Origin of the sequence: Microbacterium sorbitolivorans, assembly GCF_003327285.1 — a bacterium.
GTDB lineage: Bacteria > Actinomycetota > Actinomycetes > Actinomycetales > Microbacteriaceae > Microbacterium > Microbacterium sorbitolivorans.
Window position 1 is genome coordinate 367,931 of record NZ_KZ848474.1, and the last position, 23,898, is coordinate 391,828.

A 23,898-nucleotide genomic window follows, 5' to 3' on the forward strand; every position below is an offset into this window, starting at 1 on the left:
GGAGCCTTTCAGTTCTCTCAGTTCTCAATGGAGATGAGGCGGGATTCGGGGGCGGTGACGACCACGTCGTCGCCGACGGCGACGCGGGGCGCGGCGTCGGCGCGCACGTCCGACATGAGGGTGATCTCGCCGCCGTCATCGCGCGAGACGACGGTGATGATCTGGTCGACGCCGCGGTAGGCGACGTCGGTGACGATGGCGGGAAGCGCGAGTCCGCCCGCGGGCGAGACCGTGCCGGGCACGATCTCGACGTGTTCGGGGCGCACCGTCACGAGGCCGCCCGCGGTGCGGACGAAGTTTTCGTAGCCGAGGAAGTCGGCGACGAAACGGTTCTTCGGGGATCCGAAGACCTCGGCGGGCGCGCCCTGCTGCATGATCTTGCCGGCGCGCATCAGGATCATCTCGTCGCTCATCTCGAGCGCCTCGTCCTGATCGTGCGTGACGAGCACGACGGTGAGGCCGGTCTCGGCCTGGATCCGCCGGATCTCGGAGCGCATCTGCACGCGCAGGCGCGCGTCGAGGTTCGACAGGGGCTCGTCGAGCAGCAGGAGCTTGGGGCGGATCGCGATCGCGCGGGCGAGCGCGACGCGCTGCTGCTGACCACCCGAGAGAGCCTTCGGCTTGCGGCCCGCGAGGTGCGCGAGGCCGACGAGCTCGAGGGCCTCGGCGACGCGCGCGTCGCGCTCGGCGCGCGGCGTGCGGCGCAGCTTCAGGCCGTAGGCGACGTTGTCGGCGACCGTCATGTGCGGGAACAGCGCGTACGACTGGAACACCATGCCCAGCCCGCGCTTCTCGGGCGCCGTGCGGGTCACGTCGACGCCGTCGATGAGGATCCGGCCCGCGGTGGGGCGCGTATACCCGGCGAGCATGCGCAGCGACGTCGTTTTGCCGCAGCCCGAGGGACCGAGCAGGGTCGTGAGCTTGCCGGCGGGGATCGCCATGTCGATGCCGTCGACGGCGGTGAAGTCGCCGAAGACCTGCGTCACGTTCTCGAACTGAGCGGCGTTCATGAGTTGATGCCTCCGAAGATCTTGGCGAAGCCGACGGTGCGCTCGGCGATGACGGCGATGACGATGGTGACTGCGAGGATGATGGTCGAGATCGCGGCCACCATGGGGTCGTAGCTCTGCTGCACGTAGTCGAGCATCGTGACGGGAAGCGTCTGAGTCTTCCGGCTCTGCAGCAGCAGCGACAGTGGCACGTTGTTGAACGAGGTGATGAAGCTCAACAGCGCCGCCGAGAAGATGCCGGGGCGGAGCATGGGCATGGTGATCGTCCAGAAGGTGCGCATGGGGCTCGCGCCGAGGCCGCGCGCGGCCTCCTCGAGGGAGGCGTCGGTGCCGGCGAGCGTCGCGCCCGTGACGCGCACGGCGTAGGGCAGCAGCAGGGCGGTGTGGCCGATGAGCAGCACGGGCCAGTTGTCGACGCGGAAGGTGACGATGAGCTGCTGGAAGAGCGCAAGTCCCACGACGAGCTCGGGCACGATGAGCGGCGAGAGGAAGAGGTTCTCGACGAGGCCCTTGCCCGGCAGGGATCCGCGGTGGATCGCGAGCGTGACGGGCACCCCGACCGCGAGCGCGAGCAGCGTCGCGAGCAACGCGATCTCGAGGCTCGTTACGAGGGATCCGACGAACGGCTGGTAGCTCAGCGCCTCGCCAAACCAGCGCATCGAGAAGCCTTGCGGCGGGAAGCTCAGCGTCTCGCTGCTCGTAAACGCCGTCGCGACGACGAAGAGGATCGGGACGATCATGATGATGTAGCCGGCGACCGCCAGGGTCGCGGCGACGGGGTGGCGGGTGTTCACGCGGTCGCTCCCTTCCGCCCGACGAGGCTCGAGATGCCCGAGACGACGAACACGAGGACCGTCATGATGATGGCCGTCGCGCTCGCGCCGGCCCAGTCGATCGTGACGCTCGAGTACGTGAAGAGCTGGGTCGCGAGCATGCGGTTACCGGATCCGCCGAGCAGGTACGGGGTCGTGTACGCGGTCACGGATCCGGCGAAAACGAGGGTCGCGGCGACGACGATGCCCGGGAGCGACAGCGGGAGGACGATGTCGCGGAAGGTGCGGCCGCGGCTCGCGCCGAGGCCGCGGGCGGCGTCGTCGAGGCCGGGGTTCACCTGCGTCACGGCCGAGTAGCAGGTAACGATCGCGAGGGGCAGGAAGAGCTGCGTCATGCCGAGCACGATCGCGAGCGGCGTGTAGAGCAGCTGCGGCGCCTGGTCGACGAGGCCGAGGGTGGTGAGGAGCTTGCCGATCGCGCCATTGGATCCGAGAATCACGAGCCAGCCGAAGGTGCGCACGACGTTGCTCAGCATGAGCGGGAAGATCGCGAGCGCCAGCAGCACGCCCGACCAGCGCGAGTTCGTGCGGGCGAGCAAGTAGGCGATCGGGAAGCCCAGCACGACGCAGATGACCGTGACGATGAGGGCGAGCAGCAGCGTGCGGCCGATGATCGTGAGGAAGAACGGATCGACGAGCATCTCGCCGAGGCGCACGAAGATCTCGGAGGTGGCGGTGCCCGGGGGCGCGAAGAGCATCGCGAGCGCCGGCACGAGGAAGCCGATCAGCAGGAACGCGAGCCCCGGCAACAGCAGGAGCGAGGTGGTGACCCGGCTTCTCATCTCTCGCCTTTCGAACGTCGTAACGTGCAAACGGTTGCATGCACGATAGCGATGATACTCGCGTTTTGTTTCAAGGAAAGAACGGGGAGGGTATTCTTGATCATGCAACCGGTTCGTTGCACAGCGATCGATCTCCCGAGGAGTGCCCCGTGGCCACAATCGCCGACGTCGCCCGCCTCGCGGGAGTGTCAAAATCGACGGTCTCGCGCGCGCTCTCGCGCCCCGAGATGCTCCTGCCAGAGACCGTCGCGACGGTGCAGGACGCCGCCGAGAAGCTCGGCTACGTCGCCAATAGCGCCGCGCGCTTCCTCGCGGGCGGCCGCACCGGCGTGATCGCGCTCGTCGTGCCGACGCTCGACAACAGCTTCTTCGCCCCCATCATCGGCGGGGCGCAGGCCCGCGCCGACGCCGAGGGCCGCCAGGTCACGGTCGCGGTGCACTCGTTCGCGGCGGGCGAGAGCCTCACGACCTTCGGGCGCCTCGCGCGCCAGGTCGACGGCTTCATCATCGTGGCGCCGGGCGGCAGCGACGACATCGTGAGGGCCGCGGCGACGAAGCCCGCCGTGCTCGTCGACCGCGAGATCGAGGGCATGTCGTCGGCGGTCGCCGACACCGCCTCAGCCTTCACCCTTGTGGTCGAGCACTTCGCGCGCACGGGGCGCCGGCGCCTCGTCTACGTCGGAGGCCCCGGTAACTCGTGGCAGGACGCCCAGCGCACGGCGGCGGTGCGCGCCGCGGCCGAGCGCGTGGGGGTGTCGCTCGAGGTCGTCGGACCGTTCCCGCCCACCTTCGCGGCGGGGGCCGAGGCCGCGCGGCAGGTGCGAGAACTGCGTCCCGACGCCGTGATCCCCTACGCCACCGCCCTCGGGCTCGGGATCCAGCACGTCTATCTCGTCGCCGGCGAGACTCCCCCGGTCGTGAGCTCGGAGCGCGCGATCGTCGAGGCGCTCGGCCTCGCGGGCGTGCCCGCGATCGACGTCGACGGCCGCGTCCTCGGCGACGTCGCCGCGCGCCTGCTATCGCAGCGGATCCAGGATCCGTCGGGCGACCCGAACCGCGTGCGCCTCTCGGTCCCGGTGACCTGGGGCGCGTAACCCCCACGTGGGTCGCCACACACCACGTGGGTCGCCACACAACACGTGGGTCGCCATAAATTGTCGCCTGAGCGTGGCTTGAGACGACGATTTGTGGCGACCCAGTGGGGTGGTTACCGCGCGATCGTCGAGTGGGGCAGGACGACGGGGTGGCCCATGATCGGATCCATCACGACCTCGCCCGCGACGCCGAAGACCTCGGCGAGGAACTCGCGCGTGATGATCTCCTCCGGCGGGCCCTCGACGATGAGCTTGCCGCCGCGCATCGCCACGATGTGGTCGGCGTAGCGGATCGCGAGGTTCAGGTCGTGCAGCACCATCACGATGGTGCGGCCGAGCTCGCGGTTGAGGCGCGCGACGAGGTCGAGCACGTCGAGCTGGTGCGCGATGTCGAGGTAGGTCGTGGGTTCGTCGAGCAGCAACAGGTCGGTCTCCTGGGCGACGGCCATGGCGATCCAGGCGCGCTGGCGCTGGCCGCCCGAGAGCTCGTCGACGTCGCGATCGGCGAGGTCGAGCATCCCCGTCGCCTCGAGGGCGGCGTCGACGGCGATCTTGTCGTCGTCGCTCCACTGCTTCCACCACGACTGATGCGGGTGCCGCCCGCGCGCGACGAGGTCGCGCACGCTGAGCCCCTCGGGCGCGATGGGCGATTGCGGCAGCAGGCCGAGGGTCTTCGCGACCTCGCGCGAGGGGCGGTCGGCGATCGACTTTCCGTCGAGCGTCACGACGCCGCCCTCGGGCTTCATGAGCCGCGAGAACGCGCGCAGCGCGGTCGACTTTCCGCACGCGTTTGCGCCGACGATGACCGTGACCTTGCCGTCGGGGAACCCGACCGAGAGGTTCTCGACGACGTTGCGCTCGCCGTAGGAGAGGCGCAGACCCTCGCCGGTCAGGCGCGATTCCGGGTAGAGGCTCACAGGGCACCCTTTCCGCGACGCGGTCGCTGCAGGAGATAGAGCAGGTAAGGGGCGCCGACGATCGCCGTCAGCACACCGACCGGCAGCTGTACGGGGAAGACGGTGCGGGCGGCGGTGTCGGCGACGAGCACGATGATCGCGCCGATGAGCCCCGACAGGATCGGCGGGATGTCGGCGACCCGTGCCGCGCGCCGCGCGACCTGGCCCGAGACGAGGGCGACGAAGCCGATCGGCCCGCCCGCGCTCGTCGCGAGCGCGGCGAGCGACACCGAGCAGGCGAGCAGGGCGACGCGCACGACGGATCCGTTGATCCCCCAATTGCGGGTGAGGTCGTCCTCGAAGATGAGGGCGCGGGCGCTGTGGCCCAGGATCAGCACGATCGGCACCACGATCGCGACGCCGACGATGACGGGCAGGGCGTCGGCCCAGCCGCGGGCGTTGAGGGATCCCGTGAGCCAGGCGGCCGCGCTCTGCGCGCCCGAGACGTCCATGCGGGTGAGGAGGTACTGCGTGATGCCCGTCAGCGCGGTCGAGAGCGCGATGCCGGCGAGCAGCAGCGAACGCCCTCGGAAGCCGACCCCGAACCCGAGAAGCGCGATGAGCGCCGCGGCGCCGAAGCCGCCGAGGAGGGCGGCGACGGGGATCGGGACGATGCCGATCGGGCCGCCGAGGGATCCGATCGCCATCACGCCGACGGCGGCGACCGAGGCTCCGGCCGAGACGCCGAGCACGTCGGGGCTCGCGAGCGGGTTGCGCAGCACGCCCTGGCTGAGGCCGCCGGCGATGCCGAAGGCGGCGCCGACCACGAGCGCGAGCACGACGCGCGGGAGGCGCACCTCGCGCACCGCGTAGATGACGTTCTCTTCACCGGATCCGAAGAGCGCGCGCACGAGATCGGCGGGGGCGGTCGGGCGGTCGCCGACGCTCATCGCGACGGTGGCGACGGCGAGGAGCACGAGCGAGGCGATAGCGATCGCCAGCGCGACGGAGGCACGGGGCTTGAGACGCATCACGACCCCTTCTTCGTGCGCATGCGGCGGGTGAGCCAGATGAACACGGGCGTTCCAATGACGGCGGTCACGACGCCGACCTGCAGCTCGGCGGGGCGCACGACGACGCGGCCGATGATGTCGGCGACCGTCAGCAGCAGGGGGCCGAGCAGGGCCGAGAGGGCGAGCGTGCGCCGCACGTCGTTGCCGACGATGGCGCGGGCCGCGTGGGGAATGATGAGGCCGATGAAGCCGATGGGTCCGGCGAGCGAGACGGCCATTCCGGACAGCAGCACGACCGCGAGGCCGGCGAGCACGCGGGTGCGGCCGACCTTCACGCCGAGGGCGCTGGCGGTGTCGTCGCCGAGGGCGAGGGCGCCGAGGGATCCGGAAATCGCGATCGCGAGCACCGCGCCCGCGAGCGCGACCCCGGCGCCGATCGCGAGGAGCTGCGGATCCGGGAGCCCGAGGGACCCGACCTGCCAGAAGCGATACTGGTCCATCGACTCGGCATCGAGCAGCACGATCGCCGAGACGACGGCGCCGAGGCAGGCGGTGATCGCCATGCCCGCGAGCGTCATGCTGACGGGGCTCAGCCCCTCGGGGCTGCGCGAGGCGAAGGCGAAGACGACGAGGGTCGCGAGGGCGGCGCCCACGACCGCGAGGGCCATGCGGCCCGCTCCCCCGCCGATCCCGAGGAACGCGCTTCCGGCGACGATCGACACGGCGGCGCCCGACGAGATACCGAGCAGCCCCGGATCCGCGAGCGGGTTGCGCGTCACGGCCTGCGCGAGCACGCCGGCCGCCCCGAGGGCGGCGCCGACGAGGATCCCGAGCAGAGTGCGTGGGAAGCGCATCTGCCAGATCACGGCGCTCGCGACGGGGTCGGATCCGGTGAGCCCATTCCAGATGTCGGCGAGCGAGAGCGCGCGGGCGCCGATCGCGAGGCTCAGCGCCGCGGACGCGACAAGGAGCGTCGCCGTCGCCACGAAGACGATCGGCGTGCGCCCCCTGCGGGTCGTACGGGTCTGGGTCACGCGTTACTTGGCCGCTGCGGCGAAGTCGTCGAGCTGGTCGAGAACGAGGTCGGCGCCGAGCGTGCCGAGGCCGAGGTACCAGATGTCGTCGTTGATCTCCTCGACGACGCCGCCGTTCTTGACGGCGGGAATCTCGCCCCAGAGGGGTCCGTCGACGACGGCGGCCTGGTCGGTCGAATCAGCCTCGCCGTAGGTGCCCCAGAAGAGCCAGTCTCCGGCGGCGAGGGTGACCTCTTCGGGCGAGATCTCGGCGGCGAGCTCGTCGATGTCTTCCATCTCGGGGCGCTTCAGGCCGGCGTCCTGCAGGATCACGCCGATGAACGAGTCGTTGCCGTAGAGGCGGATTCGGCCGGCCATGAAGCGCAGCATCGAGATGCTGGGCGACTCGCCGCCGTTGGCCTCGACGACGTCCTCGCCGACCTGGGCGACGTGGGCGTCGTAGTCGGCCATGATCTCGGCGGCCTTCTCCTCCTCGCCGACGGCGGCGGCGAAGAGCGTGAAGTTTTCCTTCCAGGTCACGCCGGGGCGCACGGCGAGAACCGTGGGGGCGATGTCCTGCAGCTTGGCCTTGAGGCCGTCGTCGTCGATGCGCAGCGAGGTGCCGATGATGAGGTCGGGCTCGAGGTTCTTCAGCTGCTCGAGGTCGAGCGACTCGTAGGCGCCGAGGTCGACGGCGTCGCCCGTGTCGAGGTAGTCGGGCATGGCCGTCATCGACTCGGAGTGCGCGTAGGCGATCGGCTCGATGCCGAGGGCGATCATGTTGTCGAGCTCGCCGGTGTCGAGCACGACGACGCGCTCGGGCTTCGCGGGGATCTCGGTCTCGCCGACCGTCTCGTTCTCGGTGATGTTGGTGACCGTGCGGGGGAACTCGCCGGGCGCGGCGTCGGTGCCGAGCTCACTCGTCAGGGCGCGAACGTTCTGGAAGCCTTCCTGGCCCGTCGCGATGCCCGACTTGTTGTCGCCGGCCCCGCCGCCACCTGCGGCCTGCTCCTGGCCGCCCTTGTCGGCGGTTTCGTTGCCGGTGCTCGTGCAGCCGGAGAGGACGAGCGCCGCGACGACGGCGAGGGATGCGAGGGCGAGAGGAGCGCGGCGCATGGCGGGGTCTTTCGTTCGAGGGAGGGTCGACTTAGGTAAGCCTGACCTCTGTCGACTTTACGCGTGTTTCGAGCCGTTTGATGAACGAAGGCTGTGACGTGCCGGATGCTCAGTGCGTCAGGTCGAGCCCGAACGCCCGCGCCCCCGGATCCGCGTCGAGCTCCACGAAGCCGAGCCGCGGGTAGAACGCGACCGCACCGGCATTGTCCGACGACGCGACGGCGTGCAGGCCGCGCACGCCCCTCGCCGCGAGCGCGTCGGCGAGGCGGGCGATGAGCATCCGCCCCATGCCTTTCCCCTGCGTCTCGGGCAGCAAATCGATGTGCAGGTGGGCGGGGTACACGTTCGCGAACGCCGACCCCGCCCTGCGCGCGTCGGCGACGGCGACGAGCTCCCGCTGTCGCGGGTTCGCGGATCCGGAGTACGTCGCGCGGCGCGACGGCCACCAGGTGCGCGCGAACCACGCGTCGAAGGCGTCGGTGTCGTCCGTGCCGATGATGTATCCGACCGCACGACCGGCGTCGTTCTCGGCGACGAAGGCGAGATCGGGATGCCGATCGAGGTACGGCAACAGGTAGATCTCGGCCCACAACAGGTCGTCGTCGAGCATGCCCGTGGCATCTCCGCCGACATCCGCGGTGCGCACACACACCTCGACGAGGTGCTCGAGGTCGCGCGGTTCGTACCCCCTGATGTTCACGAGGCCAGGGTATCGCCGCACCGCCCACGTACTGCGGATGGAGGCGTCACTAAACTGGATCCAGAATGCACACGCCGACTCCCCGCCCCGCACGCCTCGCCACGGGAGAGTGGCTGGACCGCTTCCTCGCGTCGGATCCGGGCCTCACCCGCCTGCGGACGGCGACCCAGGCGGTGATCTCGGTCGGGCTCGCGCTGCTCGCCGAGTGGATCTACGTGCAGACCGCGCACCCGTTGACCGTCCCGGCGCCGACGCCCGGCGCCGAGACAATCAACCGCGCGGCGGGCGTCATGATGCTCATGGCCGGCGCGATGGTCGGCATGATCTCGACCTTCATCGGGCCGATGTACGCGACCGCGAGGCAGGGCATCGGCGCGCTCCTGGTGCTGCCGGCTTCGCTCTTCGCGGGCATCGTGATCGGCCTCGGGCTCGCGCCCTACGGCACGATCGGTCTCATCGCGATGGTGCTGGTGCTCGGATCAACGGGCTTCCTGCGCCGCTTCGGCGCGAACGGGTTCACGATCGGGCAGGGCCTGTTCATGGGCGACTTCCTCGGCATGTTCCTGGGGCGCCTCACGGATCTCTCGGGCCTCGGCTGGATCGCGGGCGCGCTCGCGATCGGCGCTGCGGCGGCAATCTTCAGCTACGTGACGCTGTTCCTGCCCAGCCGGGCGACGGCGGTGCAGCGGCTGCGCCGATCCTTCCTCCGCCGGGCCGACGTCGTCGCGGCGACGACGGTCGACCTGCTCGATCACCCGGGCTCGGAGGCGCTCCGCAAGCAGCAGGTGAACCAACTGATCCGCCTCAATGAGACGGCGCTCATGATTGACGCGCAGCTCGCCGAGTCGCCGCGCCTGCCGGTCGGGACGACGGCGCGCGAGCTGCACCGGCTCGTGTTCACGGCCGAGCTCTCGCTCGCGAACGCGGCGCGCTTCGCCCGCGCGATGACGCGGCTCGACGTCCCGGCCGAGGCGCTCGCGCTGGCGCGGGATCCGTTCCTCGCGATCGCCCGCCGCGACGCGGCCGGCGTCGAAAAGGCGGGCGAGCGGCTCGCCGAATGGATCCACGCGTCGAGCATCGAGGGCGACGCGCGGGTCGTCCTGCACCGCTTCGTGACGAGCGTGAGCGACTTCGCCCGCGTGATTCACGTACTGAAGAACCAGCGCTTCGAGCACTCGGCGCGGCCGGTCACGGAGGAGTTCCTGCCGGCCGTGACGCTGGCGGGCGGTTGGCTGCCCGGCTCGTCGAAGGTCAGCGCGACGGCATCGGAGGAGGGCTCGCATCGGGGACTTCACCCGTCGGTGCGGCTCGGGATCCAGATGACGGTCGCGGGCGTCGTCGCGATCCTGGTGGGCGCGATCGTGTCGCAGGAACGCTTCTACTGGGCGGTGATCGCGGCGTTCGTGACATTCATGGGCGCGAACAACGCGGCCGAGCACGTGCGTAAGGGCGTCTTCCGCGTGATCGGAACGGTCATTGGCGTCGTGCTGGGCGCGGTGCTGGCGCACCTCGTGGGCCAGAGGCCGTACGTGGCGATCGCGGTGATCCTCGTGACGTTGTTCGTGGGCATGTACATGATGCGGATCAGCTACGCGTTCTTCACGGCGGCGCTCACGATCCTCATCGCCCAGCTCTACGTACAGCTCGACGAGTACTCGGAGCAGCTGCTGGGGCTGCGGCTCTTCGAGACGGTCGTGGGCGCGGGCGCGGCGGTGCTGACGGTGATCTTCGTGCTGCCGTTGCGCACGGGGCGGGTCGTGAGGGTCGCGACGCGCGAGGTCGTCGAGGCGCTGTCGAAGCTCGTGGGCCCGGCAATCCTTCGTATACGCGATTCGGCATACGAGGTTCCGCTGGGCGCGGCGGCGCGCGATCTCGATGCGAGCTTTCAGGCGCTGGCGGCGGCGACCGAGCCGAAGCGGGCGATGCTGCGGGTTCCCGGATCCCTCGGCGGGGTCGAACAGCAGTGGTGGTACGCTGCCAACGCGGCGCACTCGTACGCCCGAGACCTGCTCGTCGACAGCGCGCACCTCGAGGTGATCGATGGGTCGGGCGGCGACGATGTCGGCGAGGCGGGGCAGGTGCTCATCGCCTCGATGAACGAGCTGAGGCGCGGGCTCGGCGAACATGCCACGAAGCGCATATACACGCGCTCGGCCTCGCTTTTCGAGCACATCGCCACGGACCTCGACGACGCTGGAAGGCTCACCCCTCGCCAGCTCACGCTGCGCGACCTGCAGCTAATCGACGGATCGCTCGCGGTGCTCGCGACGGCCGCGGGGCTCGAGGTGCGGGCCCTCGATACCCCGGCGGATCCGGCGGTTTAGTCGACGCCGCCGGCGGTCAGCAGCGCGAGGAACTCGTGCGGGCTGTAGAGGCTCTCGCCGGTCGCGAGCGGAACGCGCAGCTGCTCGCGGAGGTGGCGCCAGGAGGGGATGTGCTCGGGGCGGATCGGCTCCTCGAAGAACATTGGCTGGTAGGGAGCGAGGGCGTTGCCGAGCTCGATCGCGCGATACGGCTCGAATAATTGGGCGTGTGCGTCGAAGGCGAAGTCCCAACGCGGTTCCGCCGCGGCGCGCACCTCGCCGAAGTAGTCCGCGGTCTCGGTGACGACGAGGCCCCAGCGCTGGGCGTGGATGTCGCCGCGCCAGGGGCTGAGCTTAAAGGAGGTGAGGCCGTAGAGCTCGTTGAGCTCGGCGGTGCGGTCGCGCGCGACGTCGGCGTCGGGGGGCGGTGTAGAGACCGCAGTAGACGGGCACGCGGTCTCGGACGCGGCCGCCGAGGAGCTGATAGACGGGGACGTTCAGGGCGATGGCCGAGATGTCCCAGAGGGCGTGATCGATGGCCGAGAGGGCGGCGAGCCCAATGGCGCACTGCGGGAAGCGGGCGAGGCGGGTGATCTTCATCGCGCGGATCCCGTCTCGAGGTCGTAATCGCGGGCCCAGTCGTCAAGGATGGCGCGGACACGCTCGGCGGCCGGGCGGACACGGGCGAGCTCGGCGGGCGCACGTCGCTCTCGATGACACCGAGCTGGGCGAGGGCCTCCTTGACGATGCTGACGTTGTCGGCGCTGGCGTCGGGCGCGGGTGTGCTCGCCGCAGGCCTCCATGACGGCGCGGCGCTCCTCGGCGGTGAGGGCATAGAACTCGACGGTGTTTCCGTTGGGCGTGAGCGTCGTTACCCCCGCGTCGAGGATCCTGTCGAGGATGATCCGGTATGCGTCGTCGTCGACGCGCCCTTCGCTGAACGGCGTGGTGGGGATCGCGACGATCCCCTCCACTCATCGTGCTCCTTCAGTCGTGTGACGACGTGGTCGGTGAATGAACGAATGTGGTTCTCGTCGAGCTCGCGGGCGCGCTCGGCGTCGCCGCTCTCGATCGCGTCGAGGATCGCCTCGTGTTCGTGGGCCTCGTGGATCCAGGTGATGCCGTAGCGCCCGCAAGTGATATGCGATGCGATGCGGGTCCCACCGGCGGGTGAAACGTAACGCGATGATGCGACGCTCCGTACGCCTCGGCAACCGATTCGGACAGGAGATGGGCCGGGAGCTGCGGTCCGTCAACGGCAACCCTGCCCGGTACCGATCGACCCACCGCTTCGCCGTCGCGGGCGAGCACTGACACCGCTCGGCCGCGCGGCGAAGCGACCATCCATCCCGAGTTATCAACAGGGCAAGGCGTCGTCGCCCCTCAGCAGTCAACGGAGCATTAGCGTGAGTCATGAAGACCTCCGGTTTAGAAATGTGAGTGTGGTAACCCACATCCTGGCCGGAGGTCTTCGCTATGTCACGCGTTCACAACCTGTCGGGGAAATACAACTAGATGACCTTTCGGCCCTGCGGATTGCTCAGCTGGCGGACGCGATCCGTGCAGCGATGCTGTCGCCGATCTGGTCGGTCGAGCGGATGCCGACGTCTTGCCGATGCTCGATGTCGAGGTCGACGGCGGCACGGATGCGCTGTCCCGCAACCGGCAGACCGACATGGTCGAGAAGCATCGCGGCCGACAGGATCGCGGCGGTCGGGTCCGCGAGCTGCTTGCCGGCGATGTCGGGCGCCGATCCGTGGACGGGCTCGAACATCGAGGGGAACCGATCATCGGGGTTGATGTTGCCGGAGGCCGCGAGCCCGATGCCGCCCGTGATCGCACCCGCGAGGTCGGTGAGGATGTCACCGAAGAGGTTGTCCGTGACGATGACGTCGAAACGCTCCGGATGCTGCACGAGGTGAATGGTCGCAGCATCCACGTGCAGGTAGTCGACCGTGACATCGGGGTACTCGGCCGAGACATCGGCCTGCACCTGTGCCCACAACGCGCCGGAGTGGACGAGCACATTGTTCTTGTGCACGACCGTCAGGCGCTTGTCTCTGGTCCTAGCCAGATCGAAGGCGTAACGCAGCACGCGTTCGACTCCGAACGCGGTGTTGACCGACACCTCCGTCGCGATCGCCTGAGCTGTGCCGCCGCGCACGAGCCCACCGGAGCCGGAATAGGCGCCCTCGGTCCCCTCGCGCACGATGACGAAGTCCGCTCTGGCATCGCGGCCGAGCACGCTGCCGATGCCGGGGTGGATGCGGGCGGGGCGCAGGTTGACGTACTGGTCGAACGCGAAGCGCAGCCGCAGCAGCAGGCTCCGCTCGATGCTCACGCTCTCCAGCCGCGGGTCGCCCGGCACTCCCCCGACGGCGCCGAACAGGATCGCATCACTCTCGGCGATCGCCTCGAGCGTCGCGTCGTGCAGCAGCTCCCCCGTTTCGAGGTAGTGGTCGGCGCCGAGCGTGAAGTCACGGTACGCGATCGACGCGTCCTCGAAAGCGATCGCAGCATCCAGAGCCTTCTGCGCCTGGACTGTGACCTCGCGGCCGATGCCATCGCCGGCGATGACGGCGATATTGATAGTGGTGCTCACTGAAAAAGGGCCTTCCGGTGCGGATGCGGTGGACATGGGCGCTCAGCCCTTCTCGGCGCCGGCGGTGAGTCCACCGGTGAGAAGGCGCTCTGTCGCGAAGAAGAGGATGACGATGGGCAACGTGAGAACCACCGAACCTGCCATGAGGACGGTCGCCGGCACCTCGACCGCACCCGACAGACGGGACAGCCCGAGCGAGACCGTCCACTGTGCTGGGCGATCGACGAGGAAGAGCAAGGCGAACAGGAACTCGTTCCACGCGATCATGAAGACGAACAGGCCGGTCGCGATGATCGAGGGCAGCGACAGACGCAGGCTGATGCGTCGCATCACCCCGAATCGAGTCAGGCCGTCCATCAGGCCGGCCTCCTCAACGGAGACGGGCACGCTCTCGAGGTAATTGCGCAGCATGTAGATCGCGACGGGGATCGTCTGCGCGGCGTACACGAGGATGAGGCCGACCAGCGAACCGCGCAGACCGATACGGGTGAACACAGCGAACAACGGAATCGCGATGATGATCGAGGGGAACAGGTACGCCGCGAGGAACAAAACGCTGATCTGCCGCCGCCCGAAGAACGGCAGGCGCGCGATGGCATAGGCACCCGGGATCGCGAGTGCCAGCGCGAGCAGCACGGAGCCTGCGGCGACGAAGCCGCTGTTCGCGATGAACGTGCCGAAGCCCTGCCCGCCCTCGGACGTCGGCAGCAGCACCTTGAGATAACTGGTCAGCGACAGCTCGTCGAACGTGAGCCACAGACGTGACGGGTCGCGGAGGAGATGCTCGATAGGACGCATCGACAGCACGAACATGTACCAGAACGGCAAGAGGCAGACGATGAGCAGGACGACGATCGTCATGGGCCGGGCGATCTTCAGCACGGCGCGCTGGATGGAGTCACTCGTCAGACGGGTGCGCACGGGGGTGGTCATTCGAATCGGCTCCCGGACTTCTTGAGGATCGCGGCGTAGACACCGAGGGCGACGACGAGCAGTGCCGCGAGGACCAACGACTGCGCGGACGCCGCACCGACGTTCTGCTGCACTGTGAGCAGTTCGTACACCCGGATGCTGGCGACACCCGTGCCGGCGGCTCCACCGGTGAGCAGGAAGACACTGTCGAACTCGTTGAACGTCCAGATGGTGCGCAGGATCACTAGCACGCTCATCACCGGCAGGAGCTGAGGCAGAACGACGTGGATGAACTTCTGCCAGGGGGTCGTGCCGTCCACCAATGCGGCTTCTTCGATCTCGGCCGGGAGGGACTCCATGCGGGCCATGATGAACAGGAACGCGAACGGGAAGAAGCGCCAGATCTGGAAGGCGATCACCGTCAGCAGCGCGGTCGGCACGGGAATCTGGGCGCCGAGGATGCCGAGCATCCCCTCTTTCTGAGTGAGGAACGGGATCGGGTCGGTCCACCCCAGCAGGTCACGGCCGACCGAGTTGACGATGCCGAACGATGGGTTGAGCATGATGCGCCACACGAAGGTGACGGCGACGACCGGGGCGATGTAGGGCAGCAGCATGCTCGCTCGGATGAATGTGCGCCCCCGGAACGGCTTGCGCAGTGCGAGCGCGGCGATGAGCCCGACGACGACAGAGCCGATCACCGAGCCGGCGGTGAAGAGCACGGTGATCCACAGGCTCGACCAGAGCTCTTTCGACCCGAGCACCAGAGCGAGGTTCTCGAACGTAAACGCCTCGAACAGTCCCTGCGAGCCGATGTTCACCAGGCGCAGTTTCTGGAACGCGATGACGAACGACCATGCGAGCGGCAGGAACACCATCACGACGACGACGAGGAGGGTCGGCGCCACGAGGATGAGTCCGTCACGGGCATCTCGGCGGGTGAGACCGTCGCGCTTCGAGCGCGCGCGGGTGGCTCGGGCTCCTGGGGGCTTCTGGCCGGGCAGCGCGGTCGTGGTCGTTGCGCTCATCTCAGCTCCTTCTTCTGTCGTCGTCTGGGTTGCGTGCGGTCACGGGTCGGCACGAAGCATTCAGGCTCCGCGCCGACCCGCTGATGATCAGCCGCCGAGGCCGGACTTGATCTGCTCGGCCTTGTCGGTTGCACTCACCAGGGCATCATCGAGCGATCCACCCGATGCGATGAGATCGGAGAAGAGCGTCGGCAGAACCCGCTGGGTCGTCATGGCTCCGGCCAGGCCACCCTGACCTTCCGTCATTCCCCAGCGCACGATGTCCTTCGTTGCACCGACGACCGTGTCCAGCACCTCGGGCGAGTACAGCGCGCTCAGCTTCTCACGCGTATCCACGCCCGTCTCGAGGTCAGCCCAGCCATCGACGTACTCGGTCGAGCCCGGCTCGGCCCCGGTACGCACGGGGATCTTGCCCTCCGGAGCGACCGAGATCCAGTCGGTGTACGAGTCGCTCATCAACCAGCTCACGAGGTCTTTCGTGATGGGAGCAGCGTCCCGCATGATGGCGAACGAGACGACCTCGCCGTAGGTGGCTGGGCTGGAGGCGTCGGGGCCCTGGAGGCCGCCGACGACACCGGTGTTGTTCGCGAGCCAACGCGGGTCCGCAGCGCACTGATCGCATGTCGGGAGTGCGTCGTTGCGCAGGCCGGCCAGTTCATCGAGGAGGAACGACGACCACACGACCATGGCGGCCTGGCCGGCGAAGTAGCTGGCACGCGTCGTCGCGGTGTCCTGCTCGCCAGCGACCGAGTACTTGCTCATCAGATCGGTGTACAGGCCGAATGCGGTCTTGCAGTTGTCGCTGTCAAGTGCGAGGTCGCCCTTGCCGTTGACCAGTTGGCAGTCATTGGACAATCCGAAGCTCTCGATCGTCTGCGAGGTGAACTGCTCCGCGGCCGACGTGGCAGCGGAGATACCGGCGACGCCGTTGCCGTTGAGCTTCTTGGCTGCCTCTAGCACCGAGGGGTAATCCGTCGGAGCATCAAGACCCGCGGCCTTGAACAGGTCGGTGCGGTAGAAGAGCATCAGCGGGAACGCATCGCTCGGAACGGCGAGCTGCGTGTCACCGGAGCGGGTCAGGTCGAGTGCTGCCTTGTTGAACGTGCCAGCGTCGAGCTTCTTGACCACTTCCGCCGCCGCTTCGGTGTCGAGCAGATCGTCGTTCGCGAACTGGTGAACGTTCGAGAGCGGGAGCGCGGAGACAAGATCGGGCAGCTCATTCGCGGCGGCTGCGGCCGTCAGGGCGCTGGAGAGCTGGTCTTCGGCGATCGGGACGAGCTCGTAGTCGACATCGTCGGAGGCGGAGAATGCATCGAGCATCTTCTCCTGGGCCTGAAGGCGGTCCGGCTTGTCTTCGATGGTCCAGATGGTGAGCTTCGAATCCTTCTGCGGCTTGGCGCCTGTATCGCTCGCACAGCCGGCGAGGCTGAGCGCGACGACCACGGCGGATGCTGTGAGCGCCATCAATCGTGAGTGCATGGTGTCTCCTTTGACAAGCTGCTGGTCTGGTGAGGGCGGGTGACTGCCGGGCGGCGGTCATGCACCGGGCCCCTCGAAGTTTACACGTGGCATCCGATGAGTCAAGAACTGATTTCTACTATTGATTTTCCGCATATAAACGGCGAGCAGCACAGAGTTGCTTCGAAGAAACTTTTACCGTTACGCTATCCGTGGACAGGGACGTCCCCTGCTGATTGATCACCTCTAAGGACCAGCGCATGAGTTTCTCTATGGGCATCGTCGGTGCCGGACAGTTCTCCGGCAGCTTTGCCAGTTTGTTCAAGCTCCACCCGGGCGTATCCCGGGTGTACGTCACCGATCTACTGCCGGATCGAGCACAGGCGCTCACGGATCAGTTCGACCTCGACGGCACGTATCCCTCCTTCGAAGCGCTGCTCGAAAGCGACGTCGATGCGGTCGGCATCTTCACCCAGCGCTGGACCCACGGCCCGCTCGTCGTGCAGGCGCTTCGCGCCGGAAAGCACGTCTACTCGGCGGTGCCGATGGCCATCAGCCGTGACGAGATCGCCGAGATCATCAAGGCCGTTGAAGAGACCGGCCTGACGTACATGATGGGCGAGACCAGCTACTACAACCCCGCGACCGTCTTCGCGCGCGGCAAGATCGCCGAGGGCGCGTTCGGCCGACTCGTGTACGCCGAGGGCGACTACATGCACGACATGGACCTGGGCTTCTACAAGGCGTACCAGCACTCGGGCGGCGAGAACTGGCAGTCCACGGCCAGCTACCCTCCGATGCTTTACCCCACGCACGCGATCGGCGGTGTGCTCGGCGCGTGGCAGACCCACGCGGTCAGCGTCAGCTGCGTCGGAATCCGTGACACGCTCGGCGACGGCGTATTCGACCGCTCCATCAGCGCGTTCGACAACGACTTCTCGAACCAGAGCGCCCTGTTCGAGCTCGCGGACGGCGGCGCCATGCGCACGAACGAGATGCGCCGAGTCGGGTACCCGTCGAAGATCCGCGAGTCCCGGTTCCGCTTCTTCGGCACCGACGCCAGCTTCGAGCAGCTCGCCCGGCAGTCGGTGTGGCAGAACAAGCGCGACTTCGAAGACGTGACGGAGCTGCTGCAGACGCAGCGGACGCTCTCGACGACCGACCGCGCCCTCGAACACGTCGACCCCGATCTGCGCGACGCATTCGTCTCCGGTCACGCGCCGGTGCACGACCGATCGAACCTCCCCGCCGAATACGAGGGGCTGCCGAACGGCCACGAGGGAAGCCACCACTTCCTCGCCGACGAGTTCGTCAGCGCCGTCAACGCGCGCAGACTGCCCTCGGTCAATGCCTGGGTCGCGGCTCGCTTCACGCTGCCGGGCATCGTCGCGAACGAATCGGCTCGCCAGGGTGGCGCACGCCTCGTGATCGAGGACTTCGGAGACGCTCCGACCGCCTGAACCCGCATCGTCCGCGCCCCGCGTGCCACAATGGCGTCGCGGGGCGTGGCGCATTCACGGCCGGCGGTCGAAGGAAACGAGACAACCACATGGTGGAGCAAAAGACTGAGGGTGCGCGGCGCCGCGTGACGCGTGAAGACGTCGCGCGACTGGCGCAGGTCAGCGTTCCCGTCGTCAGTTACGTTCTCAACGACGGCCCCAAGAACGTCTCGCCTGCCACCAGAGACCGCGTGCTCGACGCGGTCGATCGTCTCGGATACAAGCCCAACGCGGCCGCACGGGCGCTGCGCAGAGGACGCAGCGATCTGCTCGGGTTCATCGTTCCGAGCATCGCGAACCCGCTCTTCGCCTCGTTCGCGTTGGAAGTCGAGCGGGCCGCGGCAGCGAGGAAGGCCACGGTGATCACGGTGAGCGCCCGGGCCGGTCAGGTCGGAGTTGCGCTCGAGCGGCTCGCGTCGCACCAGGTCGATGCCGTGCTCGTCGCCACCGGCCTGCACTCGGCGGATGTCGCCGCCGTGGAGCGGTCGGGGCTGAAGGCCGTGCTGCTCAATCAACCGAGTTCGGTGCCTGGCATGCCGACATTCTCGATCGATCTGTACGGTGGTGTCCGCGCGGCGGTGACCCATCTCATCGATCGCGGTCATGCCCGGATCGCGTATCTCGGACCAGCAGACGGCGACCCCCGCCGATATTCGGGATGGGCAGACGCGATGACATCGCGCGATCTCACGCTCGGCCCCCACATCCCCGCGGACTTCAGCCGCACCTCCGGCCGCGAAGCGATCGATCAGCTGCTCGAACTCCCCGAGCGACCGACCGCGATCTTCGCCAGTTCTGACCAGATCGCGATCGGTGCACTGCTGGGGTTGCACAGAGCGGGCATCCACGTTCCGAACGAGATCGCCGTGGCATCCTTCGACGACTCTCCCGACGCACAGTTCACGTGGCCTCCGCTCACTGCGGTGCATCAGCCGCTACGGGAGATGGCAGAAGACGCGCTCGAACTGATCGTGTCCGGAACCGGGCCCACCGAGCGGATGTACGACGCTCAGCTCGTGGTGCGCGAGAGCACGATCGGCGCCCCGGGCGTCTGATCGGACGCACTCGTCGCGCCGCCTCTGCGGAACGGCCAACCCACGGAATCCATGTCCGTTCCTCGGGTCTCCTTCATCACGAGCGCCCCCACGATGGCGAGCGCCGCGAGGACCGATGTCCACACCCAGAAGACCCACGACGCCCCGATCTGCCCCGTCCAGGTCAACAGGTACGGTGCGGTTCCGCCGAAGACTGCAACCGAGATCGACGTGCCGATCGCAACGCTGGTCGCGCGGATGCGAGTGGGGAAGAGCTCGGAGATCAAGGCGGGATACATTCCGGCACCCATCGCCCAGATGCTCATGCCGGCCGCTTGAGCGACGAAGAGGGTCCAGGGCTGATCGCTGATGAGTTGCGACAGCGGATAGAAGAACAGGATGGCCGAAACACCGAAGGCGATCGCCAGCGGCCTGCGTCCGATCCGATCCGAGAGCGCACCCCAGCCGATGAGCGCGACGATCGCGACGGCTTGTGCGCACAGACTCGCGGTGAAGGCAGCAGTGGGGTCCATCCCACGGTCGGCGATGGCGAATGAGGATGCGAAGATCGCCCAGACGTAGTACGCGCAGTTGTGTCCACAGGCCAGAAGGATGACGAGCATGCTGGCGGCGACGCGGCGGCCCTTGGTCCACACGACGCCATCGCGCGAGGTGTCGCCGGTCGAAGGTTCCGCCTGCACGGCCTGGAACTCCTCCGTCTCGGCAGCGTTGCGACGCAGGAACAGAACGACAAGACCGAAGAGGGCACCGATAACGAAACCAAGACGCCACCCCCATTCCGCCACCGCGGCCTGGCCGATCGCGGCGTTGAAGCCCGCGCCGAGCACCGTGGCGAACATGACGCCGACCGTCACGCCGACGAAGACCGAGCTCGACCAGAGTCCGCGTCGAGCGGCGGGCGCGATCTCGGATACGTAGGTGTAGGAGACTCCGGACTCACCGCCGTGCGCGAACCCCTGGAGGAGTCTGGCGATGACGAGAAGTACGGAGGCCCAGACGCCGATCGACGCGAAGTCGGGGATGAGCGCGATCATCAGGCTCGACACGGACATGGTGCTGATGGTGGCGACAAGGACGAACCTGCGTCCGAGACGGTCCGCGAGCCGACCGAAGTACAGGGCACCGATGGGTCGTGCGAGGAACCCGACCGCGAACACGGCAAGAGTGGCCAGAAGCGCGGATGCCGGGTCAGCACTGTCGAACAGGTGTGTGGCGAGGTAGGTGGAGAAGACCGCGTAGATGGTCCAATCGAACCACTCGAGGATGTTCCCCATTGCTGCAGCGCGCAATGAGCGGCGCTGCACCGGAGTGGTGGTTGTCTGGTCAAGCATGTCGTTTCTTCCGTTCTCGGGTGGTCAAACTGCGGGGGTGAGTGATCGCTCCTCGAGGACCACCGGTGTGCGGCTGGACGTGTCGACGTGGAGTGCAAAGAGGTCAGGACGGGCGTAGTGACCGACGGCGTCGAAGTCGAAGCTCATCCGCACGACCTCGGCCGGATCCACCTCCGCGTAGAGGATCGTCTCCTCGTCGTAGACGGGCCCGGCGAGAACGTCGCCCCGCGGCGAGATGATCGCGCTGCCACCGCGCATGAGGATGTCGTCGGGCTCGACGCCGAACGCGGGATCGTAGTCGTCGGGGAAGTCGGAGCGTCGCATCACCTGGCATGCCGAGAGCACGTGGCACCGGCCCTCGAGCGCGATGTGCGTGATCGTCGGCAGCCATGAGTCTCTATCGTCGGCGGTCGGAGCGCAGTAGACCTCCACGCCCTGGGCGTACATCGCGGCACGCAGGAGGGGCATGTAGTTCTCCCAGCAGATGACGGCGCCGAGGCGGCCAGCCGGGCTGTCGACGGCCTGGAGCGTCGATCCATCGCCGAATCCCCACATGAGCCGTTCGGTTCCTGTCGGCATCACTTTCCGATGCTTGCCGACGATCCGACCGTGTTCGTCGATGTAGACGACCGTGCAATAGAGCGTGCGCCCGTCTTGTTCGACGACTCCGAGCACGACGAAAATCGAACGCTCCGCTGCTGCTTCGGCGATGCGGGCCACTTCCGGCCCATCGACGCGGACGGCGCCGCACCAGTACCGCTCGAACTCGTCGCGTGCTTGCTCGGTGCGACGCCCGATCGGGCTCTCGAAGCGCAACCCCTTCGGATAGGTTCCGACGAATGCCTCCGGAAAGACGAGCAGCTGTGCGCCGGCGTCCGCTGCCTCGTTGACGAGGCCGACCGCCTTCTCGGCCGTCGCGCTCGGGTCGAACGCGACGGAACCGGCCTGTACTACTGCCACGCGGGTCATGGAATGCTCCTTGGGGTGCTCGTGGATGACGTGAGGGCGCTGATCGTGTCGACCATCCAACCGACCTCGGGGTCGGAATCCCTGGTCTGATGCCAGACAGCGGCCAATTCGAACGGCGGGAACTCGATGGGCGGGTCGGCGACCGTGAGACCGAACTCCTGCGCGAAGACATGGGCGACGTGTGCGGGCATCGTCGATACGGCGGGTGTCCGGCGCAGCAGGAGAGGCGCCATCGCAAAGTGCGCGGTGGATGCGACCCTGTGGCGTCGCATCCCGAGCTTTTCGAGTTCGCTATCGACGATGCCGCGAGTCGCGTCCACCGAGATCATGATGTGCGGAAGAGCCACATAGTCGGCCAGCGACAGCGCGCCGGTCTGGCCGACCTGAGCGCTGTCGTACACCGTGAGATATCCGGACTGGAAGAGGACGCGGTGGCGGAGGCTGCTGTTCCAGGCGGAGTTGGCGACGATTCCCATGTCGGCTTCACCCGTTTCCAGCAATCTCGGCAGGAGCAGGCGGGTCGTGAGCACGCTGAAGACCGACATCCCGGGACTCTCCGGGCTGATCTCCGTGAGCAGGCGCGTCATCACGACCGCCTCGAGATCATCGGACATTCCAATCCGCAGCTGGAACGTGTCCTTCGCCGGGTTGAACGCCTTCTGGCCGCCGACCGCGACTTCGATCGCCCTGAGCGCCTCCTGGACGGCGCCGTTCATCCGCAGCGCCCGAAGCGTGGGCTCGACCCCGCCTTGGACGCGAACGAACAGCCGGTCCTCGTAGGTGCCGCGCAGCCGCGCCAACGCAGCGCTGACCGCGGACTGACTCATGTTGAGACTGCGCGCGGCGCGGCTGACGCTGCGCTCCTGCATCAGCGCCGCGAACACGACGAAAAGGTTGAGATCGTGCTTGCGCAGGTTGATCGCCGGGCGACTAGTCATCGGAGATCGTCCAGAGGCGCCGCGCGTACGGCAGCACGCCCGTCGCTGGATCGCAGTTGACGTACTCGAAGTGGTGCGCGTCCGAGAGGACGAAGACCTCATGCCACGTGGTGACGGTCCTCGAGTCGCCGTACTGGCGGTTCTTCTCGATCGCGTGGCGGTGGATCGCATGATGCGTCGGATGCCCGGCAGCCCAGGTCTCCAGGTCGTCCAAACTCCGGAAGTAGCCGACGACGCTCGTCTCGCGACGCGGCGGCGCATCCAGCGTCCCGGTGCTACGAAGAATGCGCAGAGACAGCGTCCCCGTAGCATCCTGGTTGTCGGTGAGGTGTTTCATGCCGCTCAGGAGCCGCGGCTCGAGCACGGACTCGTAGTCCTCGAGCTGCTCCCCCGTGGCGCTCTCCCAATACTGCCCGCTTCGGATCGCGCACACGTTGGCGCCGAGTTCTGCTCGGACCCTGCGCCGCGCACTCGGGACAGGACGGGGGCGCCGAGGATAGTCCGTCGACGGCTCCAACGTGTCGATCGCCGAGATCGGCATCCGGTCGCGCGCCGCACCGAAGTATCCGTTCGTCGTGGTCGACTCGAGCTCGATGCCGGCGCATGCCGCCAGACCGAACTCGCGCTCGGGTGACGAGTACACGGTCTCGACCCGGCTCGCCGGGACGACGATGCACTCCCGCCACGCTCCGTAGTCGATCGTCTCGGGATCGAGGTCACGGAACCAGCGGCCGAGCGCGGATCCTTCACTCCAGCGCGCGTGCCGGGTCGGGTCCGTCCAGTAGCCGACGAAGATGAGATCCCAGAACTCGCCGCGGTCCGCCGTGCTGAGAATTTCGAAGGCGTCCGGGCGGTTGCTGTCGGTCGCATCCGCGCTGCTCTCCGCAAGCCGGATGAAGTGCTCGGCCGGGCTCTCAGCTCCATCGTGGATCTGCACGGCGATGTAGTCGGATACGATTTCCGAGAGCGGCTCCACATACGCAGCCGACCATCGAGATGCACGCGGCTGGTGCCCTTCGGGCCGACGGGTCGGCACCCGTCTGGGGAATGTGGGATCCCACGTCATCTCGCTCCTCCATCGCCTTGGAGGACCATCATGTCGAGGCCACGTACACGATCCGGTTACCTGGTCATGCCGAACATGTTTCGACCAAGCTGGTAATGGTGTGAATGACTATCAGGTTTATCGATAGTCGGGCGGGTCGCCCTCGGTGAAGGGTATGGGGGGTTACTCCTCGATCTGCGGCAGCACGACGCCGTCTCGCTTGTAGCGAGGAGCGCACTGTCAAGCCTGCAATGTGCGCCTCTGCACCAACCCCGTCGGCTACACCGAGCCGGCGAATCCG

The 23,898-nt window shown here is 67.7% G+C and carries 23 protein-coding genes and 2 pseudogenes; 4 read left to right on the forward strand and 21 right to left on the reverse strand.

All coding sequences use genetic code 11. The features are described from left to right. Window positions 1–17 precede the first annotated feature (17 nt). The 3 genes from DTO57_RS07415 to DTO57_RS07425 are packed head-to-tail and all read right to left on the reverse strand — an operon-like array spanning window position 18 to window position 2,625. On the reverse strand, window positions 18–1,010 hold the full coding sequence (locus tag DTO57_RS07415) for an ABC transporter ATP-binding protein (protein WP_114117584.1): 993 nt from the start codon (window positions 1,008–1,010) through the stop codon (window positions 18–20). Next, a complete protein-coding gene (locus tag DTO57_RS07420) occupies window positions 1,007–1,804 on the reverse strand; it encodes an ABC transporter permease (protein WP_229730472.1) in 798 nt (265 codons plus the stop codon). The genes DTO57_RS07415 and DTO57_RS07420 overlap by 4 nt, the downstream gene beginning before the upstream one ends. Next, window positions 1,801–2,625 carry an ABC transporter permease gene (locus DTO57_RS07425; protein WP_114117585.1) on the reverse strand — a complete coding sequence of 275 codons (825 nt, stop codon included), beginning with the start codon at window positions 2,623–2,625 and terminating at the stop codon, window positions 1,801–1,803. The genes DTO57_RS07420 and DTO57_RS07425 overlap by 4 nt, the downstream gene beginning before the upstream one ends. 149 nt (window positions 2,626–2,774) lie before the next feature. Here DTO57_RS07425 and DTO57_RS07430 point away from each other — a divergent pair, with 149 nt between their 5' ends. Further along, a complete protein-coding gene (locus tag DTO57_RS07430) occupies window positions 2,775–3,719 on the forward strand; it encodes a LacI family DNA-binding transcriptional regulator (RefSeq protein ID WP_114117586.1) in 945 nt (314 codons plus the stop codon). A gap of 113 nt (window positions 3,720–3,832) precedes the next feature. On the opposite strand, the gene DTO57_RS07435 is transcribed toward DTO57_RS07430, so the two are convergent. The 5 genes from DTO57_RS07435 to DTO57_RS07455 form a co-directional block, all read right to left on the reverse strand. After that, the gene (locus DTO57_RS07435) at window positions 3,833–4,636 is read right to left on the reverse strand and encodes an ABC transporter ATP-binding protein (protein WP_114117587.1); all 804 of its coding nucleotides are present in this window, start codon (window positions 4,634–4,636) and stop codon (window positions 3,833–3,835) included. After that, entirely contained in the window at window positions 4,633–5,646 is a 1,014-nt protein-coding gene (locus DTO57_RS07440; RefSeq protein ID WP_114117588.1) for a FecCD family ABC transporter permease, read from the reverse strand. Before DTO57_RS07440 ends, DTO57_RS07435 begins: the two co-directional genes overlap by 4 nt. Next, window positions 5,646–6,662 carry a FecCD family ABC transporter permease gene (locus DTO57_RS07445; RefSeq protein WP_114117589.1) on the reverse strand — a complete coding sequence of 339 codons (1,017 nt, stop codon included), beginning with the start codon at window positions 6,660–6,662 and terminating at the stop codon, window positions 5,646–5,648. Before DTO57_RS07445 ends, DTO57_RS07440 begins: the two co-directional genes overlap by 1 nt. A 3-nt stretch (window positions 6,663–6,665) precedes the next feature. Then, window positions 6,666–7,757 carry an ABC transporter substrate-binding protein gene (locus DTO57_RS07450; RefSeq protein WP_114117590.1) on the reverse strand — a complete coding sequence of 364 codons (1,092 nt, stop codon included), beginning with the start codon at window positions 7,755–7,757 and terminating at the stop codon, window positions 6,666–6,668. 109 nt (window positions 7,758–7,866) lie between these two features. Next, complete coding sequence (locus DTO57_RS07455; protein WP_229730474.1) at window positions 7,867–8,457, reverse strand: GNAT family N-acetyltransferase; 591 nt, start codon at window positions 8,455–8,457, stop codon at window positions 7,867–7,869. A gap of 65 nt (window positions 8,458–8,522) precedes the next feature. On the opposite strand from DTO57_RS07455, the gene DTO57_RS07460 reads away from it, so the two are divergent. After that, window positions 8,523–10,781 (forward strand): FUSC family protein, encoded by a 2,259-nt coding sequence (locus tag DTO57_RS07460; RefSeq protein ID WP_114117591.1) that lies wholly within the window; start codon window positions 8,523–8,525, stop codon window positions 10,779–10,781. Here the strand turns inward: DTO57_RS07460 and DTO57_RS14550 are convergent. The 9 genes and pseudogenes from DTO57_RS14550 to DTO57_RS07500 all read right to left on the reverse strand — a co-directional run bounded on the left by DTO57_RS14550 (window position 10,778) and on the right by DTO57_RS07500 (window position 16,766). Then, window positions 10,778–11,245 (reverse strand): enolase C-terminal domain-like protein, encoded by a 468-nt coding sequence (locus DTO57_RS14550; protein ID WP_342352693.1) that lies wholly within the window; start codon window positions 11,243–11,245, stop codon window positions 10,778–10,780. The genes DTO57_RS07460 and DTO57_RS14550 overlap by 4 nt on opposite strands. 28 nt (window positions 11,246–11,273) lie before the next feature. Further along, a pseudogene (locus tag DTO57_RS14810) lies at window positions 11,274–11,360 on the reverse strand (hypothetical protein); the annotation flags it as partial. After that, a complete protein-coding gene (locus tag DTO57_RS14500) occupies window positions 11,357–11,734 on the reverse strand; it encodes a dihydrodipicolinate synthase family protein (RefSeq protein ID WP_187346608.1) in 378 nt (125 codons plus the stop codon). The gene DTO57_RS14500 and the pseudogene DTO57_RS14810, both read right to left, overlap by 4 nt. Next, on the reverse strand, window positions 11,632–11,979 hold the full coding sequence (locus DTO57_RS14850; RefSeq protein WP_114117866.1) for an FCD domain-containing protein: 348 nt from the start codon (window positions 11,977–11,979) through the stop codon (window positions 11,632–11,634). The genes DTO57_RS14500 and DTO57_RS14850 overlap by 103 nt, the downstream gene beginning before the upstream one ends. Beyond that, window positions 11,882–12,175, reverse strand: a pseudogene (locus tag DTO57_RS07480) (helix-turn-helix domain-containing protein); the annotation flags it as partial. The pseudogene DTO57_RS07480 and the gene DTO57_RS14850, both read right to left, overlap by 98 nt. A 125-nt stretch (window positions 12,176–12,300) precedes the next feature. Beyond that, window positions 12,301–13,362: a 3-isopropylmalate dehydrogenase gene (locus tag DTO57_RS07485; RefSeq protein WP_114117592.1), complete on the reverse strand. Its 1,062-nt coding sequence runs from the start codon at window positions 13,360–13,362 to the stop codon at window positions 12,301–12,303. Window positions 13,363–13,404: 42 nt separating this feature from the next. Then, window positions 13,405–14,295: a carbohydrate ABC transporter permease gene (locus DTO57_RS07490; protein ID WP_114117593.1), complete on the reverse strand. Its 891-nt coding sequence runs from the start codon at window positions 14,293–14,295 to the stop codon at window positions 13,405–13,407. Next, a complete protein-coding gene (locus DTO57_RS07495) occupies window positions 14,292–15,302 on the reverse strand; it encodes a carbohydrate ABC transporter permease (protein ID WP_114117594.1) in 1,011 nt (336 codons plus the stop codon). The genes DTO57_RS07490 and DTO57_RS07495 overlap by 4 nt, the downstream gene beginning before the upstream one ends. Before the next feature lie 87 nt (window positions 15,303–15,389). Continuing rightward, window positions 15,390–16,766, reverse strand: a complete 1,377-nt coding sequence (locus DTO57_RS07500; protein ID WP_162785699.1) for an ABC transporter substrate-binding protein — start codon at window positions 16,764–16,766, stop codon at window positions 15,390–15,392. A 254-nt stretch (window positions 16,767–17,020) separates the two neighbouring features. On the opposite strand from DTO57_RS07500, the gene DTO57_RS07505 reads away from it, so the two are divergent. Together DTO57_RS07505 and DTO57_RS07510 are read left to right on the forward strand one after the other, a co-directional pair. Next, window positions 17,021–18,220 (forward strand): Gfo/Idh/MocA family protein, encoded by a 1,200-nt coding sequence (locus tag DTO57_RS07505; protein WP_114117596.1) that lies wholly within the window; start codon window positions 17,021–17,023, stop codon window positions 18,218–18,220. Between the two features lie 89 nt (window positions 18,221–18,309). Then, entirely contained in the window at window positions 18,310–19,314 is a 1,005-nt protein-coding gene (locus DTO57_RS07510) for a LacI family DNA-binding transcriptional regulator (RefSeq protein WP_114117597.1), read from the forward strand. Here the strand turns inward: DTO57_RS07510 and DTO57_RS07515 are convergent. From DTO57_RS07515 to DTO57_RS07530, 4 genes are read right to left on the reverse strand one after another with little or no spacing between them, the layout of a single operon-like run. Then, window positions 19,269–20,645: an MFS transporter gene (locus DTO57_RS07515; protein WP_114117598.1), complete on the reverse strand. Its 1,377-nt coding sequence runs from the start codon at window positions 20,643–20,645 to the stop codon at window positions 19,269–19,271. The genes DTO57_RS07510 and DTO57_RS07515 overlap by 46 nt on opposite strands. Window positions 20,646–20,669: 24 nt before the next feature. After that, window positions 20,670–21,614 (reverse strand): carbon-nitrogen hydrolase family protein, encoded by a 945-nt coding sequence (locus tag DTO57_RS07520; RefSeq protein WP_114117599.1) that lies wholly within the window; start codon window positions 21,612–21,614, stop codon window positions 20,670–20,672. Beyond that, window positions 21,611–22,552 carry a LysR substrate-binding domain-containing protein gene (locus tag DTO57_RS07525; protein WP_162785700.1) on the reverse strand — a complete coding sequence of 314 codons (942 nt, stop codon included), beginning with the start codon at window positions 22,550–22,552 and terminating at the stop codon, window positions 21,611–21,613. The genes DTO57_RS07520 and DTO57_RS07525 overlap by 4 nt, the downstream gene beginning before the upstream one ends. After that, entirely contained in the window at window positions 22,545–23,528 is a 984-nt protein-coding gene (locus DTO57_RS07530; RefSeq protein WP_222843238.1) for a phenylacetaldoxime dehydratase family protein, read from the reverse strand. Before DTO57_RS07530 ends, DTO57_RS07525 begins: the two co-directional genes overlap by 8 nt. Between the last annotated feature and the right edge of the window lie 370 nt (window positions 23,529–23,898).

What these genes read in the sequence shown, in the direction of transcription:
- DTO57_RS07520 (WP_114117599.1), bottom strand. Translation starts at nt 21,614, where the DNA reads ATGACCCGCGTGGCAGTAGTACAGGCCGGTTCCGTCGCGTTCGACCCG.
- DTO57_RS07515 (WP_114117598.1), bottom strand. Translation starts at nt 20,645, where the DNA reads ATGCTTGACCAGACAACCACCACTCCGGTGCAGCGCCGCTCATTGCGC.
- DTO57_RS07510 (WP_114117597.1), top strand. Translation starts at nt 18,310, where the DNA reads ATGGTGGAGCAAAAGACTGAGGGTGCGCGGCGCCGCGTGACGCGTGAA.
- DTO57_RS07495 (WP_114117594.1), bottom strand. Translation starts at nt 15,302, where the DNA reads ATGAGCGCAACGACCACGACCGCGCTGCCCGGCCAGAAGCCCCCAGGA.
- DTO57_RS07425 (WP_114117585.1), bottom strand. Translation starts at nt 2,625, where the DNA reads ATGAGAAGCCGGGTCACCACCTCGCTCCTGCTGTTGCCGGGGCTCGCG.
- DTO57_RS07440 (WP_114117588.1), bottom strand. Translation starts at nt 5,646, where the DNA reads ATGCGTCTCAAGCCCCGTGCCTCCGTCGCGCTGGCGATCGCTATCGCC.
- DTO57_RS07450 (WP_114117590.1), bottom strand. Translation starts at nt 7,757, where the DNA reads ATGCGCCGCGCTCCTCTCGCCCTCGCATCCCTCGCCGTCGTCGCGGCG.
- DTO57_RS07490 (WP_114117593.1), bottom strand. Translation starts at nt 14,295, where the DNA reads ATGACCACCCCCGTGCGCACCCGTCTGACGAGTGACTCCATCCAGCGC.
- DTO57_RS07415 (WP_114117584.1), bottom strand. Translation starts at nt 1,010, where the DNA reads ATGAACGCCGCTCAGTTCGAGAACGTGACGCAGGTCTTCGGCGACTTC.
- DTO57_RS07505 (WP_114117596.1), top strand. Translation starts at nt 17,021, where the DNA reads ATGAGTTTCTCTATGGGCATCGTCGGTGCCGGACAGTTCTCCGGCAGC.
- DTO57_RS07525 (WP_162785700.1), bottom strand. Translation starts at nt 22,552, where the DNA reads ATGACTAGTCGCCCGGCGATCAACCTGCGCAAGCACGATCTCAACCTT.
- DTO57_RS07500 (WP_162785699.1), bottom strand. Translation starts at nt 16,766, where the DNA reads ATGGCGCTCACAGCATCCGCCGTGGTCGTCGCGCTCAGCCTCGCCGGC.
- DTO57_RS07460 (WP_114117591.1), top strand. Translation starts at nt 8,523, where the DNA reads ATGCACACGCCGACTCCCCGCCCCGCACGCCTCGCCACGGGAGAGTGG.